Origin of the sequence: Pseudomonas sp. A25(2017), from assembly GCF_002001065.1 — a bacterium.
Lineage (GTDB): Bacteria > Pseudomonadota > Gammaproteobacteria > Pseudomonadales > Pseudomonadaceae > Aquipseudomonas > Aquipseudomonas kilonensis.
This window is the reverse complement of the sequence record NZ_MUOA01000044.1, coordinates 1-16,539: the sequence shown is the minus strand read 5'-3', so window position 1 is coordinate 16,539 and position 16,539 is coordinate 1. Positions and strand designations below refer to the sequence as shown.

Annotated in this window: 19 protein-coding genes; 1 reads left to right on the top strand and 18 read right to left on the bottom strand. The window is 61.2% G+C overall.

The features are described from left to right. Window positions 1-110: 110 nt before the first annotated feature. The 18 genes from bamB to trmJ form a co-directional block, all read right to left on the bottom strand. Window positions 111-1,262, bottom strand: a complete 1,152-nt coding sequence (bamB, locus tag B0E42_RS05150) for an outer membrane protein assembly factor BamB (RefSeq protein WP_014336700.1) — start codon at window positions 1,260-1,262, stop codon at window positions 111-113. After that, window positions 1,255-1,896: a tetratricopeptide repeat protein gene (locus tag B0E42_RS05145; RefSeq protein WP_077505885.1), complete on the bottom strand. Its 642-nt coding sequence runs from the start codon at window positions 1,894-1,896 to the stop codon at window positions 1,255-1,257. Before B0E42_RS05145 ends, bamB begins: the two co-directional genes overlap by 8 nt. Before the next feature lie 40 nt (window positions 1,897-1,936). After that, window positions 1,937-3,226 (bottom strand): histidine--tRNA ligase, encoded by a 1,290-nt coding sequence (gene hisS / locus B0E42_RS05140; protein WP_014336698.1) that lies wholly within the window; start codon window positions 3,224-3,226, stop codon window positions 1,937-1,939. A gap of 22 nt (window positions 3,227-3,248) precedes the next feature. Further along, window positions 3,249-4,358, bottom strand: coding sequence for a flavodoxin-dependent (E)-4-hydroxy-3-methylbut-2-enyl-diphosphate synthase (gene ispG, locus B0E42_RS05135; protein WP_018607678.1), 1,110 nt, complete (start codon window positions 4,356-4,358; stop codon window positions 3,249-3,251). 3 nt (window positions 4,359-4,361) lie between these two features. Further along, the gene (locus tag B0E42_RS05130; RefSeq protein WP_077505883.1) at window positions 4,362-5,393 is read right to left on the bottom strand and encodes a RodZ family helix-turn-helix domain-containing protein; all 1,032 of its coding nucleotides are present in this window, start codon (window positions 5,391-5,393) and stop codon (window positions 4,362-4,364) included. After that, the gene (pilW, locus tag B0E42_RS05125; RefSeq protein ID WP_018611567.1) at window positions 5,393-6,151 is read right to left on the bottom strand and encodes a type IV pilus biogenesis/stability protein PilW; all 759 of its coding nucleotides are present in this window, start codon (window positions 6,149-6,151) and stop codon (window positions 5,393-5,395) included. The genes B0E42_RS05130 and pilW overlap by 1 nt, the downstream gene beginning before the upstream one ends. 12 nt (window positions 6,152-6,163) lie before the next feature. Continuing rightward, on the bottom strand, window positions 6,164-7,312 hold the full coding sequence (gene rlmN, locus B0E42_RS05120; RefSeq protein ID WP_024616413.1) for a 23S rRNA (adenine(2503)-C(2))-methyltransferase RlmN: 1,149 nt from the start codon (window positions 7,310-7,312) through the stop codon (window positions 6,164-6,166). Window positions 7,313-7,340: 28 nt separating this feature from the next. Further along, on the bottom strand, window positions 7,341-7,766 hold the full coding sequence (gene ndk / locus B0E42_RS05115; protein ID WP_003185145.1) for a nucleoside-diphosphate kinase: 426 nt from the start codon (window positions 7,764-7,766) through the stop codon (window positions 7,341-7,343). Window positions 7,767-7,854: 88 nt separating this feature from the next. Then, on the bottom strand, window positions 7,855-8,055 hold the full coding sequence (gene iscX, locus B0E42_RS05110) for a Fe-S cluster assembly protein IscX (protein ID WP_018611573.1): 201 nt from the start codon (window positions 8,053-8,055) through the stop codon (window positions 7,855-7,857). Between the two features lie 13 nt (window positions 8,056-8,068). Next, a complete protein-coding gene (fdx, locus tag B0E42_RS05105) occupies window positions 8,069-8,410 on the bottom strand; it encodes an ISC system 2Fe-2S type ferredoxin (RefSeq protein WP_039592120.1) in 342 nt (113 codons plus the stop codon). 3 nt (window positions 8,411-8,413) lie between these two features. After that, on the bottom strand, window positions 8,414-10,276 hold the full coding sequence (gene hscA, locus B0E42_RS05100; protein ID WP_018611577.1) for a Fe-S protein assembly chaperone HscA: 1,863 nt from the start codon (window positions 10,274-10,276) through the stop codon (window positions 8,414-8,416). 50 nt (window positions 10,277-10,326) lie between these two features. Then, a complete protein-coding gene (gene hscB / locus B0E42_RS05095) occupies window positions 10,327-10,848 on the bottom strand; it encodes a co-chaperone HscB (protein ID WP_018611578.1) in 522 nt (173 codons plus the stop codon). A gap of 8 nt (window positions 10,849-10,856) precedes the next feature. Continuing rightward, window positions 10,857-11,180, bottom strand: a complete 324-nt coding sequence (gene iscA / locus B0E42_RS05090; RefSeq protein WP_003185155.1) for an iron-sulfur cluster assembly protein IscA — start codon at window positions 11,178-11,180, stop codon at window positions 10,857-10,859. A 24-nt stretch (window positions 11,181-11,204) separates the two neighbouring features. Then, a complete protein-coding gene (gene iscU, locus B0E42_RS05085) occupies window positions 11,205-11,591 on the bottom strand; it encodes a Fe-S cluster assembly scaffold IscU (protein ID WP_003185157.1) in 387 nt (128 codons plus the stop codon). Window positions 11,592-11,634: 43 nt separating this feature from the next. Beyond that, window positions 11,635-12,849 carry an IscS subfamily cysteine desulfurase gene (locus tag B0E42_RS05080; protein ID WP_018611581.1) on the bottom strand — a complete coding sequence of 405 codons (1,215 nt, stop codon included), beginning with the start codon at window positions 12,847-12,849 and terminating at the stop codon, window positions 11,635-11,637. Between the two features lie 50 nt (window positions 12,850-12,899). After that, on the bottom strand, window positions 12,900-13,391 hold the full coding sequence (gene iscR / locus B0E42_RS05075) for a Fe-S cluster assembly transcriptional regulator IscR (protein WP_018611583.1): 492 nt from the start codon (window positions 13,389-13,391) through the stop codon (window positions 12,900-12,902). Between the two features lie 414 nt (window positions 13,392-13,805). Continuing rightward, on the bottom strand, window positions 13,806-14,582 hold the full coding sequence (gene cysE / locus B0E42_RS05065; RefSeq protein WP_053178263.1) for a serine O-acetyltransferase: 777 nt from the start codon (window positions 14,580-14,582) through the stop codon (window positions 13,806-13,808). Window position 14,583: 1 nt separating this feature from the next. Continuing rightward, window positions 14,584-15,354, bottom strand: a complete 771-nt coding sequence (gene trmJ / locus B0E42_RS05060) for a tRNA (cytosine(32)/uridine(32)-2'-O)-methyltransferase TrmJ (RefSeq protein ID WP_003185164.1) — start codon at window positions 15,352-15,354, stop codon at window positions 14,584-14,586. Between the two features lie 144 nt (window positions 15,355-15,498). Between trmJ and suhB the strand changes: the two genes are divergently transcribed. After that, the gene (gene suhB, locus B0E42_RS05055) at window positions 15,499-16,317 is read left to right on the top strand and encodes an inositol-phosphate phosphatase (RefSeq protein WP_003185165.1); all 819 of its coding nucleotides are present in this window, start codon (window positions 15,499-15,501) and stop codon (window positions 16,315-16,317) included. The last annotated feature ends 222 nt before the right edge of the window (window positions 16,318-16,539 follow it).

The window sequence follows — 16,539 nt, the reverse complement described above, 5'->3', positions numbered from 1 at the left end:
AGAAAATACAAAAGCCGCTGCGAGGCAGCGGCTGGTGCTCGGGGCAGTCTGTAGAAGCCCTGCAAACCTTGTGAACAAGGCCGCTTGGGGGATTAGCCCCAAGCATAGTCTTACTTGATGGTCAGGGCTTCCAGTTTGCCGCTGTTGCCATACACATAGATCATGTCGCCCACCACCAGCGGACGGGCACGCAGGCCGTCGCTGTCGATGCGCTCACGGCCGACGAAACGACCGTCCACCTGGCTGAGCAGGTGCAGGTAACCTTCCAGGTCACCCACTGCAACGTAACTGGAGAACACTTCCGGGGCCGACAGTTGACGACGGGCCAGGGAGTCGTTGCTCCACAAGGCGGTGGTGGAACGCTCGTCAACGCCTTCGACGGTGCCCGAAGACAGGCTCACGTAGACGCTGCCAAAGCCTTGGGCGACACCGGCGTAGCTGGACGCATCGCGCTGCCACAACGGACGACCGCTTTCCAGGTCCAGTGCCGCCACGCGGCCCTGGTAGCTGGCGACGTACAGGGTACCGCCGGACAGCAGCAAGCCGCCGTCGATGTCGACCACGCGCTCCAGCTCCGAACGACCTTGCGGGATCGCTACGCGCTGTTCCCACACCGGCACGCCGTTGGAAACATCCAGGGCCACCACTTTACCGGTCGACAAACCAGCCACCGCCAGGCGGTTGGTGACGATCGGCGCACTGGTGCCGCGCAGGGTCAGTACCGCCGGGGTGCTGTCGTACAACCAGCGCTGGTTGCCGGTGGCGGCATCCAGGCCGATCAGACGGTCGTCCTGGGTCTGGACTACCACCACATCACCGTTGGTGGCCGGCGGTGCGAGCACTTCACTGGTCACGCGGGCGCGCCATTTCTCTTCACCGCTGCTCGCGTCCAGGGCGACGATCTCGCCCTTGAGCGTGCCGATCATGACCAGGCCGTAACCCACGCCAACGGCGCCGGAAACAGGCAGTTCAAGATCCTTTTCCCATTTGACATCACCGTTGGTGCGGTCCATCGCCATCACCACGCCCGTGACATCACCTGCATAGATGGTGTCGCCGTCAATGGCCGGCACCAGCATGTTGTAGGTCTCGCCCTGGCCATCGCCGATGGAACGGCTCCACTGCTTCTGCAGCACGACTTCTTCTTTGAAGTCGGTCAGTTCGGCCGGCGGCAGTTCTTTCTTGCTGTTGCTGCTGCAACCCGCGGCCAGAATGGCCAGGGCCAGCAATGCTGCATGTTTCCAACGGATCACGTCACGCATCCCCTTTGGCCAGGTCGTCCAGCTTGATTTGCAGGCCACCGACTGCGGCTTCATCCGACAGCGCAGCCTTGGCTTTTTGGTAGGCCGCATGGGCCTCATCGGCACGGCCCAGCTGTACCAGCAGGTCGCCCTTGAGTTCTTCGCGGGTCGCCAGGAATGCCTTGTCGGCATCACCCTCGAGCAGCTTCAAGGCGTCTTCGACCTTGTTCTGTGCCGCCAGCACCTGCGCCAGGCGCTGACGCGCCACTTCGCCCAGGGTCGGGTTAGCCGGTTTGTCGACGATACCTTTGAGCTCGGTGGCCGCGTCGTCCAGCTTGCCGCTGTCCACCGCCACCTTGGCCACGAACAGGCGACCGTATTGGGCGTAGGCAGTGCCGCCGAATTCCTTGTCCAGCTTGCCGGCCAGGTCCGCCACGCGGGCCGCGTCAGGCTTGCCGTCCGGGGTCAGGGTGGTTTCCAGCAATTGCTGGTAGAGCACCGAGGCGCCTTGCGACTGGTTGCTCTGGTATTTCTGGTAGGCCTGCCAGCCGAACACGATGACCAGCGCCAACAGGCCGCCAGTGACCAGCGGCTTGCCGTTGCGCGTCCACCAGTCCTTCAAATCCGCCAGCTGTTCATCTTCGGTACTCGACACCCCAATACTCCTTAATCGCTAAATCGGCTGTTTGACAGCTTCAACCCTGCACGACGCAGGTGGCCAGGTGTGCAGCAAGCGCATCCCAGGCAATGCTTTGTTGTTCGCCCTGGCCACGCAGGGGTTTGAAACCTACCACTTGTTGGGCCAGTTCGTCGTCACCGAGGATCAGTGCGTACAGCGCACCGCTCTTGTCGGCCTTCTTGAATTGGCTCTTGAAGCTGCCGGCGCCGGCGTTGATCTGCAGGCGCAGGTTGGGCAACTGGTCGCGGATCCGCTCGCTCAACGACAGGGCTGCCAGCTCGGCGGCCTCGCCAAAGGCGCACAGGTAGACGTCGACCTGACGGGACAGTTCTTCGGGCACCTTGTCCAAGGCTTCAAGCATCAGCACCAGGCGCTCGATGCCCATGGCAAAGCCCACGCCTGGAGTCGGCTTGCCACCCATCTGCTCCACCAGCCCGTCGTAGCGGCCGCCGGCACACACAGTGCCCTGGGCGCCGAGCTTGTCGGTGACCCACTCGAAGACGGTCTTGCTGTAGTAGTCCAGGCCACGGACCAACTTGGGGTTGATCACGTAAGGGATGCCCACGGCGTCGAGACGCGCCTTCAGCCCTTCGAAGTGTGCACGGGATTCGTCGTCGAGGTAGTCGGCCATTTTCGGCGCGTCGACCAGGACCGCTTGGGTCTCGGCATTCTTGGTGTCGAGCACACGCAGTGGGTTGGTCTTCAGACGGCGCTGGCTGTCTTCGTCGAGCTTGTCCAGGTGGGCGGAAAGAAACTCCACCAACGCTTCACGGTAGCGGCCACGGGACTCGCTGGTGCCCAGGCTGTTGAGCTCAAGCTTGACCGCATCACGCAGCCCCAGCTCGCCCCACAGGCGCCAGGTCATGACGATCAGTTCGGCGTCGATGTCCGGACCCTCGAGGTTGAACACCTCCAGGCCAATCTGGTGGAACTGGCGATAACGGCCTTTCTGCGGACGCTCGTGACGGAACATCGGCCCGACGTACCAGAGTTTCTGCACCTGGCCGCCGCCGGTGATGCCGTGCTCGAGCACCGCACGCACGCAGGCCGCCGTGCCTTCGGGGCGCAGGGTCAGGGAGTCGCCGTTGCGGTCGTCGAAGGTGTACATCTCTTTTTCGACGATGTCGGTCACTTCACCGATGGAGCGCTTGAACAGCTCGGTGAACTCGACGATCGGCATGCGGATCTGCCGATAGCCGTAGTTATCCAGCAGACGCGCCACAGTGCCCTCGAAATAACGCCACAGGGGCGTCTGCTCGGGCAGGATGTCGTTCATGCCACGAATGGCTTGCAGGGACTTGCTCACGTGTATTCCTTAATCTTTCGACTTAACCGCGCGCGATAACCGCTGCGTCGGCTTCGACCTTTTCGGCCGCTTTCTGGCGAATCAGCCGTTCCAGCTCATCCACCAGATTGTCATTCGTCAGTTTCTGCGACGGCTTGCCGTCGATGTAAATCAGGTTCGGTGTACCGCCAGTCAGGCCGATGTGGGCCTCTTTGGCTTCGCCCGGCCCGTTGACCACGCAACCAATCACCGCGACATCCAGCGGCACCAGCAGGTCTTCGAGGCGCCCTTCCAGCTCGTTCATGGTCTTGACCACATCGAAGTTCTGCCGCGAGCAGCTCGGGCAGGCGATGAAGTTGATGCCACGGGAACGCAGGTGCAGGGACTTGAGAATGTCGTAGCCGACTTTCACTTCCTCGACCGGGTCAGCCGCCAACGAGATGCGGATGGTATCGCCAATCCCTTCGGCGAGCAGCATACCGAGGCCGACGGCGGATTTCACCGTGCCCGAACGCAACCCACCGGCTTCGGTGATGCCCAGGTGCAGCGGCTGGACGATTTCCTTGGCCAGCAGGCGGTAGGCTGCGACGGCCATGAACACGTCGGAGGCCTTCACGCTGACCTTGAAGTCCTGGAAGTTCAGGCGTTCGAGGTGTTCGACATGGCGCAGGGCCGACTCCACCAGCGCCGCCGGGGTCGGTTCGCCGTATTTTTTTTGCAGATCTTTTTCCAGGGAACCGGCGTTCACGCCGATGCGGATCGGGATGCCCCGGTCGCGGGCGGCATCCACCACCGCGCGGACACGGTCTTCGCGACCGATGTTGCCCGGGTTGATGCGCAGGCAATCGACGCCCAACTCGGCCACGCGCAGGGCGATGCGGTAGTCGAAGTGGATGTCGGCCACCAAGGGGACCTTGACCAGTTGCTTGATCTTGCCGAACGCCTCGGCGGCGTCCATGTCCGGCACCGATACGCGCACGATGTCGACACCGGCAGCTTCCAGGCGGTTGATCTGCGCGACCGTGGCGGCCACGTCATTGGTGTCGCTGTTGGTCATGCTCTGCACAGCGATAGGCGCATCGCCGCCCACGGGCACGTTGCCGACCCAGATCTTTCGGGATTCGCGACGCTTGATTGGAGATTCGCCGTGCATGACTTATTGACCCAACTTCAGGCGAGCGGTCTCGCCACTGGTGAACGGAGCGATGTCGACCGGCTGGCCGTTGTAGCTGACCTGCGCGCCACGGGCATAACCCAGGCGCACGGCAAATGGCGGCTTGCCGTTGATGGCGGTGCTGTCGCCCTTGCGCTTGAGGCCACTGAACAGCACCTTGCCGTTGCCGTCGGTGACTTGCGTCCAGCAGTCGGCGACAAACTGAATCTGTACCTGGCCTTCACCCGCGACCGGAGCCGGGGTCGGAACCGCCGGAGCTGCCGGGGCGACTGGAGCGGCGTGGGTCGCAGGCGCAGCCACGGTCGGCGCGGGTGTGCTCGGCGCGGCAGGTGCCGGGGCAATCGGTGCGCTGCCGGTGATCGGTGCAGCCGGCGCTGTCGGTGCAGCGGGTGACGGGGCTGGAACAGCCGGCTCGGCACCCGCCTGGGCATCAGCGGCGTCCTGGCCCTGTGGCAACGCCAGGGCGGTTTCGCCTTCGGCCTGGCCTTCGACGACAGCCTGGTCTTCCGGCTCGTCCAGCGGATGGATCTGGGTGGTGCCGTCGGCGCCCTCGACCTCAACGTGCTCAGGGTTCATGGCGACCGGCTCCTTGCTGCGCAAGGACGCCTGGTCCTGCCACCAGACAAAACCGCCACCAATCACCGCGATCAGCAGCAACAGGCTGACGATTCGCAAAATGGTGTGGGAAACGCGAACCGGCTCCTCGATACGACCCAGGCTGTGCACGCTGCTGCCCTGGGCATCGGAACCGGTGTATTGATCGAATTGCTGGACCAGCACGGTCTGGTCCTTGCCGAGCAACTTGGCATAGGCGCGGATGTAGCCCCGGGCGAAGGTGTGCCCAGGCAGCTTGTCGAACGCGCCCGCTTCCAGATTGCCCAGGGAAGCCACGGTGAGATTGAGCTTGAGGGCTACTTCGGCCAGCGACCAACCATTGCTTTCGCGGGCTTGACGCAGGGTCTCACCAGGATTTACGCGAGTCGCTGCTACAACTTCGGGATGCGCCGCTTTCATCATTGCTCCGACAGGTATTGCTGATATTCCGGCGTACCGGGATAGAGTCTTTTGAGTTGCAGGCCGTAACTTGCAGCCTTATCGCGATCTTCAAACACATGTGCCAGCCGAACGCCGAGCAATAGACTACGTGCATTTTGCTCACTCAGCAGGCTAAAACGCTCGTAGTAGTCACGCGCGGGCACATAATGCCTGTCTTCGTAAGACAACTCAGCCATTTCGAGCAGCGCCCGCGGTTGCTGGCGGTTGAGCCGCAGCGCCTTTTCCAGCTGCTGGCGGGCCAGGTCACGCTGGCCCAGCTGCGCGGCCGTCATGCCAAGGTTTTCGAAAACCCGCGAACGCTCAGGGTAAAGGGTGTCGGCGGCGGCCTGCTCGAAGCGCTCGTAGGCTTCTTTGAAGCGTTTCTGCTCGAAAAGAAAGCTGCCGTAGTTGTTCAGGATCCGTGCGTCTTGCGGGCGGGCAGACAGCGCCTTGCGAAAATGCTGGTCGGCCAGCTCCGGCTCCATCTCGGCCTGGAACACCAGGGCCAAGGCCGCATTGGCGTCCGGGTCGGAATCGTCCAGCTCCAGGGCTTTCTTGAGCGGCACCTTGGCCCGTTCGGTCATGCCCTGCTGCAGGTAGCCAATGCCCAGTTGCACGTAGGCCACACGCGCCTCGTCGCGCCCTTTGCTGGTCCTCATCGGGTTGTAGTCACCCGACAGGACACAACCGGAACAAAGGCCGGCCAACAGCAAAACGAGCGCGAAGCGCAGGGACATAGAGTTCCTCTCTTAGTGACTGTTCGCAGCGTTTTGCACCGCATCGTCCGCGGCGTTCAACTCACGCACGGCAATGTAGCGCTCGCTGCGACGGGTGCGATCCAGCACCTGTCCTACCAATTGGCCACAGGCGGCGTCGATGTCTTCGCCGCGGGTGGTGCGCACGGTGACGTTGAAGCCAGCGTGGTGAAGCTGATCCTGGAAGCGACGAATCGCGTTGTTGCTCGGACGCTCATAACCGGAATGCGGGAACGGGTTGAACGGGATCAGGTTGATCTTGCACGGGATGTTCTTGAGCAGCTCGATCATCTCGACCGCGTGTTCGACCTTGTCGTTCACATCCTTGAGCAGCGTGTACTCGATGGTCAGCACGCGCTTTTCGCCCAGGGACGACATGTAGCGCTGGCACGACTCGAGCAGCATCTTAAGCGGATACTTCTTGTTGATCGGCACCAATTGGTTACGCAATGCGTCATTGGGTGCGTGCAGCGACAACGCCAGGGAGACGTCGATGTGCTTGGCCAGCTCATCGATCATCGGCACCACGCCCGAGGTGGACAGGGTCACCCGGCGCTTGGAGATGCCATAGCCCAGGTCATCCATCATCAGATGCATGGCCGCGATGACGTTGTCGAAGTTCAGCAGCGGCTCACCCATGCCCATCATCACCACGTTGGTGATGGCACGGTCGACGGTCGCCGGGACGCTGCCAAAGGATTTGTTGGCAATCCACACCTGGCCGATCACTTCGGCGGCGGTGAGGTTGCTATTGAAGCCTTGCTTGCCGGTGGAGCAGAAACTGCAATCCAGGGCACAGCCTGCCTGGGACGAAACGCACAAGGTGCCGCGTTTGCCCTGGGGAATGTAAACGGTCTCGACGCAGCTGCCGGACGCCACGCGCACCACCCACTTGCGGGTGCCGTCGCTGGAGATGTCCTCGCTGACCACTTCCGGACCGCGAATTTCAGCAACGGTCTTGAGCTTTTCGCGCAAGGCCTTGCTGACATTCGTCATGGCGTCGAAGTCGTCGACGCCAAAGTGGTGAATCCATTTCATCACCTGGCCGGCACGGAAACGCTTCTCCCCGATCGAGTCGAAGAATTTTTCCATTTCCTGTTGGGTCAGCCCCAGCAGGTTGGTTTTAACAGTCGATGTAGTCATGGATTCACCTTCACTCTTAAGCCAATGCTTAGCGAGCGGTTACTTCAGTAGCGGCGAAAAAGTAAGCGATTTCGCGAGCAGCAGCGGCTTCGGAGTCCGAACCGTGAACGGCGTTGGCGTCGATGGACTCGGCGAAGTCAGCACGGATGGTGCCAGCAGCGGCTTCTTTAGGGTTGGTAGCGCCCATCAGCTCACGGTTGCGAGCGATAGCGTTTTCGCCTTCCAGCACCTGAACGACAACCGGACCGGAAGTCATGAAGGCAACCAGTTCACCGAAGAAACCGCGCTCGCTGTGCTCAGCGTAGAAGCCTTCGGCTTCGGCCTTGGACAGCTGCTTCATTTTCGAAGCTACAACGCGCAGGCCAGCGTCTTCGAAGCGGGTAACGATCTTGCCGATCACGTTTTTAGCAACGGCGTCAGGCTTGATGATGGAGAAAGTACGTTGAACAGCCATGGTGTAACTCCAGAAACGGTAATTTGCGAAAAATTAAACCCGCGAATTATACGCGGGTTCAGGGGTATTGCCTAACCTGCCAGGTCGATCAGTCGATTTCTTCGATCCAGAGCGCCTGAACCGCTTCCAAGACCTTCTCGCCACAACGGCCAGAGGTGCTGTCAAAATCGGGAAGCTCCATGATCCAGTGCTGCAGATCGACAAAATTAACAGTCAACGGATCCACGTCCGGCTTGGCTTCGGCCAGTTCTTCTGCGATGCGTTGTACATCATTCCAACCATAGCTCATGACAGTGTCACCATCAGTGCGGCGCTTCGGCCGCATGGTTAAGCGAATATTTCGGGATTTCGACGGTCAGGTCTTCGGTGCCGACGATGGCTTGGCAGCTCAGGCGCGATTGCGCTTCCAGGCCCCAGGCGCGATCGAGGAAATCTTCTTCCAATTCGTCAGCCTCTTCCAGCGAATCGAAGCCCTCACGAATGATGCAATGGCACGTCGTGCAAGCGCAGACGCCACCACAGGCACTCTCTATCTCGATATGGTGCTCATGGGCCAGCTCGAGAATGGAGATTCCCGGCTCAGCCTCCACGACCATGCCCTCCGGACAGAACTTCTCGTGGGGCAGAAAAATCACCTGCGGCATCAGTTATTCCTCGATTTCATTCAGGTTGCGCCCCGCCAGGGCGGCTTTCACCGTCGAGTCCAGGCGGCGGGCAGCAAAGGCGTCGGTGACGTGCGACAGACGCTTGGTCTGCTGCTCGATGGCATAACCATCGGTGCCTTTGATCAATTCGGACAGTTCCTGCATCTGCAACTCGATGACCATGCGCTCTTCGGCATCCAGCAAGCGCTCGCCGTCAGCCTCAAGGGCACCTTGCACGGCCTCGATCAGGCGCTGGGCGTCAACCTGTTGCTCGCGCAGCACACGTGCCACCTTGTCGTCGCTGGCATGCTGGAAGGAATCCTTGAGCATCTTGGCGATTTCGCCGTCGGTCAGGCCATAGGACGGCTTGACCTGGATGCTCGCCTCCACGCCCGAACCCAGTTCGCGGGCAGAGACGTTGAGCAAGCCGTCGGCGTCGACCTGGAAGGTCACGCGGATCTTCGCCGCACCCGCCACCATCGGCGGGATGCCGCGCAATTCGAAGCGAGCCAGGGAGCGGCAGTCGCTGATCAGCTCACGCTCGCCTTGCAGCACGTGGACCATCATGGCCGACTGGCCGTCTTTATAGGTGGTGAAGTCCTGGGCGCGAGCAACGGGGATGGTGGTGTTGCGCGGAATCACCTTCTCCATCAGGCCGCCCATGGTTTCCAGACCCAGGGACAACGGAATCACGTCAAGCAGCAGCAGTTCGCCACCATCGCGCTTGTTGCCAGCCAGGGTATCGGCCTGGATCGCGGCGCCGATGGCAACCACCTGGTCCGGGTCGATTTCAGTCAGCGGCTGACGGCCAAAGGCCTCGGCAACGGCTTCGCGAACCCGAGGCACACGGGTCGAACCACCGACCATGACCACGGCCTTGACGTCTTCCAGCTCTACGCCGGAATCGCGCACGGCACGGCGGCAGGCCTTGAGGCTGCGGGCGACCATGGGCTCGATCAGGGCATCGAAGGCTTCGCGGGTCAGCGCGGCTTTCCAGTCGCCATAAGCGACTTCAACCGTGGCGGCGTCGGTCAAGGCTTCCTTGGCGGCGCAGGCGGTTTGCAGCAGATGCCGCTGCGCACCCGGATCGAGGTCGGCGGAGAGGCCCGCCTGCTCGATGATCCAGCCAGCAATGGCATGGTCGAAGTCATCGCCGCCCAGGGCGCTGTCGCCACCGGTGGCCAGGACTTCGAAGACACCGCCGGTCAGGCGCAGGATCGAAATATCGAACGTACCGCCGCCCAGATCGTAGATCGCGACCAGGCCTTCGGCATGCTGGTCCAGGCCGTACGCCACCGCAGCGGCCGTCGGCTCGTTGAGCAGGCGCAGCACGTTCAGGCCGGCGAGCTTGGCCGCGTCCTTGGTGGCTTGGCGCTGGGCGTCGTCGAAATAGGCCGGCACGGTGATGACCGCACCCACCAATTCACCGCCCAATGCCGCTTCGGCGCGCTGGCGCAGGACCTTGAGGATGTCGGCGGAAACCTCGACCGGGCTTTTCGGGCCCTGTACGGTTTCGATGAACGGCATGTGGGATTCGCCACCGACGAAGCGGTACGGCAGTTGGTCGCCCAATTGCTTGACGTCGGACAGACCACGACCCATCAAGCGCTTGACCGAAACAATAGTGTTGAAAGGGTCGGTGGCCGCGGCCAGCTTGGCCGACTCGCCCACTTCGACGCGATCGGCGTGATAGCGCACAGCGGACGGCAGGATCACCCGCCCCTGCTCGTCGGCCAGCGGTTCGGAAAGACCGCTGCGCAAGGCAGCGACCAGGGAATTGGTGGTACCCAAGTCGATCCCGACAGCCAGGCGACGCTGGTGCGGTTGTGGACTTTGGCCGGGTTCGGCGATCTGCAGTAGGGCCATCGTAATCAGGACTTATCTGTAATCAGGCGTGCGACCGGAGCGGCACTGGGTTAATCGTCGAGGCGCTCTTCGAGCTGGCGCACTTCATAGGTGAGCTTGTCGAGAAACTGCATGCGCCGCATCAGGCGCTCGGCCTGTTCGCGTTGCGCGGCATCGTTCCAGCAGGCTGCGAAGCTTTCGTTCAGTGTTTGCTGGGCGTCTTTCAAGCGACGCTTGAATACCGCGACACCGGCCAGGTCGGCGCTGTCCTGCAGGTCCTCGAGCTCTTCGCGCCACTGCATCTGCTGCAAAAGAAACTCGGGATCATGGACCGTGACCTCCAGCGGCAACTCATGGCCGCTGATGGCGAGCAAGTACCGCGCGCGCTTGGCCGGGAGCTTGAGCGTCTGGTAGGCCTCATTGAGGTTCGCCGACTGCTCGAGCGCCCGCCGCTGCTCCGCCTCGGAAGCATCGGCAAAGCGGTCGGGATGGACGCCACGGGCCAATTCAAGGTAACGCGCGGACAACTGATCGAGATCCAGCTGGAACGCAGGCTGCATCTGGAACAACGCAAAATGACAAGGAGTACCCACAAGCCGCCTCAGATGTTGAAGCTTTCGCCGCAGCCACACTCACCGCGCACGTTGGGGTTGTTGAACTTGAAGCCTTCGTTCAACCCTTCCTTGACGAAATCCAGTTCGGTGCCGTCCAGGTACGTCAGGCTTTTCGGGTCGATGATCACTTTCTGACCATGACTCTCGAATACCTGATCGTCTTCGCCCACTTCGTCGACGAATTCCAGTACATAGGCGAGGCCAGAACAGCCCGTGGTGCGAACACCCAGGCGGATACCCTCGCCCTTGCCGCGCCCCGCAAGTGAGCGCTGGATATGGTTAGCTGCCGCTTCTGTCATCTGGATAGCCATGAAAACTCCTTACCAATGCGCGGATCAGATCAAGCCTTTCTTCTGCTTGTAATCGCGAACGGCGGCCTTGATGGCGTCTTCGGCGAGTACCGAGCAGTGGATCTTCACTGGCGGCAGGGCCAGTTCTTCGGCCAGCTGGGTGTTCTTGATGGTTTCGGCTTCATCAAGGGTCTTGCCCTTCATCCACTCGGTGGCCAGGGAGCTGGACGCGATGGCGGAACCGCAGCCATAGGTCTTGAACTTGGCATCTTCGATGATGCCTTGCTCGTTGACCTTGATCTGCAGGCGCATGACGTCGCCGCACGCCGGAGCGCCGACCATGCCGGTGCCGACATCAGGATCCTGCGCGTCCATCTTGCCGACGTTGCGCGGGTTCTCGTAGTGGTCGATGACCTTTTCGCTATATGCCATTTGCTTCAATCCTCATCAGTGAGTCGCTCTGGTGGCGACTTCTTCAGTGCGCCGCCCACTCGATTTTCGAAATGTCGACGCCGTCTTTGTACATGTCCCACAGCGGCGACAGAGCGCGCAGCTTGGTAACGGCCTCGCAGACTTTCTGCGCGGCGTAATCGATTTCTTCTTCGGTGGTGAAGCGACCGAAGGTGAAGCGAATGGAGCTGTGGGCCAGTTCGTCGTTGCGGCCCAGGGCGCGCAGTACGTACGAAGGCTCAAGCGATGCCGAGGTGCACGCCGAACCGGACGACACGGCCAGATCCTTGAGCGCCATGATCAGCGACTCGCCTTCAACATAGTTGAAGCTCAGGTTCAGGTTGTGCGGTACGCGGGCGGTCAGGCTGCCGTTGACGTAGAGCTCTTCCAGGTGCTCGACCTGCTTGAAGAAGCGGTCGCTCAGGGCCTGGATGCGTACGTTCTCGGCAGCCATGTCTTCCTTGGCGACACGGAAGGCTTCACCCATGCCGACGATCTGGTGGGTCGCCAGGGTGCCGGAACGCATGCCACGCTCGTGACCGCCGCCGTGCATGGTCGCTTCGATGCGAACACGCGGCTTGCGGCTGACGTACAGGGCGCCGATGCCTTTAGGGCCGTAGGTCTTGTGGGCCGAGAACGACATCAAGTCGACTTTCAGCTTGGACAGGTCGATGTCGACCTTGCCGGTGGACTGCGCGCCGTCGACGTGGAACAGGACGCCCTTGGAGCGGGTCAGCTCGCCGATGGCGGCGATGTCGTTGACGGTGCCGATTTCGTTGTTCACATGCATGATCGAAACCAGGATGGTGTCGTCGCGCAGGGCGGCTTCGACCATGGCTGGAGTGATGATGCCGTCTTCACCGGGCTCGATGTAGGTGACTTCGAAGCCTTCACGCTCCAGTTGGCGCATGGTGTCCAGGACAGCCTTGTGCTCGATCTTGGAGGTGATCAGGTGCTTGCCCTTGGTGTGATAGAAGTGCGCGACACCCTTGATTGCCAGGTTGTCGGACTCGGTGGCACCGGAGGTCCAGACGATTTCACGCGGGTCGGCGTTGACCAGGTCGGCGACCTGGCGACGGGCGTTTTCCACCGACTCTTCGGCCTTCCAGCCGAACACGTGGGAACGGGACGCCGGGTTACCGAAGTTTCCGTCGACCAGCAGGCATTCACTCATTTTTTGCGCAACACGCGGATCAACCGGGGTGGTCGCAGAGTAATCAAGGTAAATCGGCAATTTCATGGACTTTCTCCTAAATCAGGCTGGCTGGCGTTCCGCGTGCTCTGCGGCAGTCATTCGACGGCGGACGCTTCAATCTTGTCCAGGTGCAGCGTCTTGCTATTGCAACGGCGCTGGTCCTGACGCTGGGCTACTTCTTGCACCTCACGACGAGTTACAAGGTCAGCCAAGCTGATACCGCTTAGAAATTCGTGAATCTGCAGGCTGAGGTCGCACCACAAGTGGTGGGTCAGGCAAGTATCGCCGCCATGGCAGTCGCCAAGGCCCTGGCATTTGGTCGCATCGACCGATTCGTTCACCGCATCGATCACCTGGGCAACCTGGATGCCCTGCATGTCGCGCGACAGCTGGTAGCCGCCGCCGGGGCCGCGAACGCTGGAAACCAGGTTGCTGCGGCGCAGCTTGGCGAACAGCTGTTCAAGGTAGGACAGGGAAATGCCCTGGCGCTCGGAGATATCGGCCAGGGACACCGGCCCGTGCTGCGCATGCAATGCCAGATCCAGCATTGCGGTCACGGCGTATCGGCCTTTTGTAGTCAGTCGCATGGACAATTACCACGGAGTTCGGAATGGGGGCGAGTATGCAATTCCCGAGTATTTAAGTCAAGTATAAGACCTAGTGCTTTACTCAGGTTTACCCGCGAAAGAGCGCGCGCATGATAGCAAAGGCTGGCCGGCGGCGACCAGCTATACCGCGTTATCGTTTATCGCGAGCAAGCTTTGCTCCCACAGGATTCCCTCGCTCCCACAGAAGGCTCTTTTAAAAACCAGGACTCCTGTAAAAACCAGAACTCCTGTAAAAACCAGAACTCCTGTAAAAACCAGGACTCCTGTAAAAACCAGAACTCCTGTAAAAACCAGGACTCCTGTAAAAACCAGAACTCCTGTAAAAACCAGGACTCCTGTAAAAACCAGGACTCCTGTGGGAGCAAGGCTTGCCCGCGATGCAGGCACCTCGGTTTAGCTGGCCTGAGTCTCATCCTTGTCCTTCACACACGCAAAATCTTCCTCGCGCAGCTCAGGCAGCTCCTTGGCACAGTAATTACTGCCCAGGTCCTTCAGGGCGCCGCACATCCCCTCCAGGCGCCCATCGACGGCCTGCAGGTGATCGAGCAACTGGTTGATGGCGCGGGCGACCGGGTCGGGCATGTCTTCGCCGACACCGTAGGCGTCGAAGCCGATTTTCTCGGCCATGGCCTTGCGCCGGGCATCCTGCTCGTCATCGGACTTGACGATGATCCGCCCCGGAATACCCACCACGGTCGCGCCCGGCGGCACGGCCTTGGTGACGACCGCGTTGGAGCCGACTTTCGCCCCCGCCCCTACCGTGAACGGCCCGAGTACCTTGGCGCCGGCACCCACCACCACGCCGTCTTCCAGGGTCGGGTGGCGCTTGCCTTTGTTCCAGCTGGTGCCGCCGAGGGTCACGCCCTGGTACAGGGTCACGTCGTCGCCGATCTCGGCGGTTTCGCCGATGACGATGCCCATGCCGTGGTCGATGAAGAAGCGGCGACCGACCTTGGCGCCCGGGTGGATCTCGATCCCGGTCAACCAGCGCCCGAAGTTCGAGACAACCCGCGCCAGCCACTTCCAGCCCATGTTCCACAAGGCGCCGGACAGGCGATGGATCCAGATGGCGTGCATCCCCGGGTAGCAGGTCAGCACTTCAAAGGCATTGCGCGCCGCCGGGTCACGATGGAAAACACTTTGGATATCTTCACGCAAACGTTCGAACATTTTATTTCTTCCGCTTAATCAGCTCGCCACGGGCCGCTTTCTGGGTTTCCGTGAGGATGCCGCGCAATATATTCATCTCCGCCCGGCTGACCGAGCTTCGTCCGTACAACCGACGCAGGCGCGCCATCAAGTGTCGCGGCTTTTCCGGGTCGAGGAACTCGATGTCCACCAGGGTCTGTTCCAGGTGTTCAAAGAACCGTTCCAACTCGTCCATGGTCGCCAGTGTCTCACTGCGCGGCGACGTGACCTCGGTTTTTTCGACTTTGCTGGGCTTGCCTTCGGCTGCCAACCAAGCCATACGCACTTCATAGCTCAACACCTGCACCGCCGCCCCCAGGTTCAAGGAACTGAACTCAGGGTCGGAAGGGATATGCACGTGAAAGTGACATCGCTGCAGCTCGTCGTTGGTCAGGCCGGAGTCTTCACGGCCGAACACCAGGGCGATCTCAAAGCCTTGCGCGGCTTCCTCGACCACTTTGGTGCCGCATTCGCGGGGGTCGAGCAGTGGCCAGGGGATGCGCCGGTCGCGGGCGCTGGTGCCGAGCACCAGGTTGCACCCCACCAGGGCGTCTTCCAGGGTGGCGACGACCTGCGCGTTGGCGAGGATGTCACCGGCGCCGGAGGCCCGGGCGTCGGCTTCGTGATGGGGAAACAAGCGCGGTTCGACCAACACCAGGCGCGACAGGCCCATGTTCTTCATGGCCCGCGCAGCTCCGCCGATGTTACCCGGATGGCTGGTATTGACCAGGACGACACGAATGTTCTGCAACAAGGGAGGCGCTCTCGAACACGATAAAGGGAGCAAATCTTACATAAGCACCTACCGTTAAGCTATGAAAGCGAACACCAACCTTCTCCTGAGAAAACTTTCTGATAGAATGCGCGGCTTTCTTTAACAACCTTAGGTGACACATCCATGCAGCCCATGCTGAATATCGCGCTGCGCGCCGCCCGCAGCGCCAGTGAACTGATCTTCCGCTCCATCGAGCGCCTGGATACCATCAAGGTCGATGAAAAAGACGCCAAGGACTACGTGTCCGAGGTTGATCGCGCCGCCGAGCAAAAGATCGTCGACGCCCTGCGCAAGGCTTACCCCAACCACTCGATCCTCGGTGAAGAGACCGGCATGCACGCTGGTACTGGCATCGAAGGTGAAGAGTACCTGTGGATCATCGATCCGCTGGACGGCACCACCAACTTCCTGCGCGGCATTCCTCACTTCGCTGTCAGCATCGCCTGCAAATACCGTGGCCGCCTGGAACACGCCGTCGTGCTGGACCCGGTTCGCCAGGAAGAATTCACCGCCAGCCGTGGCCGTGGCGCCCAACTGAACGGTCGTCGCCTGCGCGTCAGCGGCCGCACCAGCCTGGACGGCGCCCTGCTGGGTACCGGCTTCCCGTTCCGCGATGACCAGATGGACAACCTGGACAACTACCTGGGCATGTTCCGCGCCCTGGTCGGCCAGACCGCCGGCATCCGCCGCGCCGGTGCTGCGAGCCTGGACCTGGCTTATGTGGCCGCTGGCCGTTTCGATGCGTTCTGGGAATCGGGCCTGTCCGAATGGGACATGGCTGCAGGCGCCCTACTGATCCAGGAAGCCGGTGGTTTGGTGAGCGACTTCACCGGCGGCCACGACTTCCTTGAAAAAGGCCACATCGTTGCCGGCAACACCAAATGCTTCAAGGCTGTGCTCACCGCTATCCAGCCACACCTGCCGGCTTCGCTGAAGCGCTAAGCAGCTCGGCTACAGAAAAAGCACCCTTCGGGGTGCTTTTTTTATGCCCGGATTTCGACATGCCTCCAATTATTTGCAAGCTTTCAAGAGCAAAGCCTGTGGGAGCAAAGCTTGCTCGCGATAGCGGTGGGTCAGCTTGCAAGGATGCTGGATGTACCGGCCTCTTCGCGAGCAAGCTTTGCTCCCACAGAGGAGGTTTGGGTAGCCGGGAAATCGAAGTCT

Coding starts and splice junctions, on each gene's coding strand:
- bamB (WP_014336700.1), bottom strand. CDS start 1,262: ATGCGTGACGTGATCCGTTGGAAACATGCAGCATTGCTGGCCCTGGCC.
- ispG (WP_018607678.1), bottom strand. CDS start 4,358: ATGCACGGCGAATCTCCAATCAAGCGTCGCGAATCCCGAAAGATCTGG.
- B0E42_RS05130 (WP_077505883.1), bottom strand. CDS start 5,393: ATGAAAGCGGCGCATCCCGAAGTTGTAGCAGCGACTCGCGTAAATCCT.
- pilW (WP_018611567.1), bottom strand. CDS start 6,151: ATGTCCCTGCGCTTCGCGCTCGTTTTGCTGTTGGCCGGCCTTTGTTCC.
- rlmN (WP_024616413.1), bottom strand. CDS start 7,312: ATGACTACATCGACTGTTAAAACCAACCTGCTGGGGCTGACCCAACAG.
- ndk (WP_003185145.1), bottom strand. CDS start 7,766: ATGGCTGTTCAACGTACTTTCTCCATCATCAAGCCTGACGCCGTTGCT.
- iscX (WP_018611573.1), bottom strand. CDS start 8,055: ATGAGCTATGGTTGGAATGATGTACAACGCATCGCAGAAGAACTGGCC.
- fdx (WP_039592120.1), bottom strand. CDS start 8,410: ATGCCGCAGGTGATTTTTCTGCCCCACGAGAAGTTCTGTCCGGAGGGC.
- hscA (WP_018611577.1), bottom strand. CDS start 10,276: ATGGCCCTACTGCAGATCGCCGAACCCGGCCAAAGTCCACAACCGCAC.
- iscA (WP_003185155.1), bottom strand. CDS start 11,180: ATGGCTATCCAGATGACAGAAGCGGCAGCTAACCATATCCAGCGCTCA.
- iscU (WP_003185157.1), bottom strand. CDS start 11,591: ATGGCATATAGCGAAAAGGTCATCGACCACTACGAGAACCCGCGCAAC.
- B0E42_RS05080 (WP_018611581.1), bottom strand. CDS start 12,849: ATGAAATTGCCGATTTACCTTGATTACTCTGCGACCACCCCGGTTGAT.
- iscR (WP_018611583.1), bottom strand. CDS start 13,391: ATGCGACTGACTACAAAAGGCCGATACGCCGTGACCGCAATGCTGGAT.
- cysE (WP_053178263.1), bottom strand. CDS start 14,582: ATGTTCGAACGTTTGCGTGAAGATATCCAAAGTGTTTTCCATCGTGAC.
- suhB (WP_003185165.1), top strand. CDS start 15,499: ATGCAGCCCATGCTGAATATCGCGCTGCGCGCCGCCCGCAGCGCCAGT.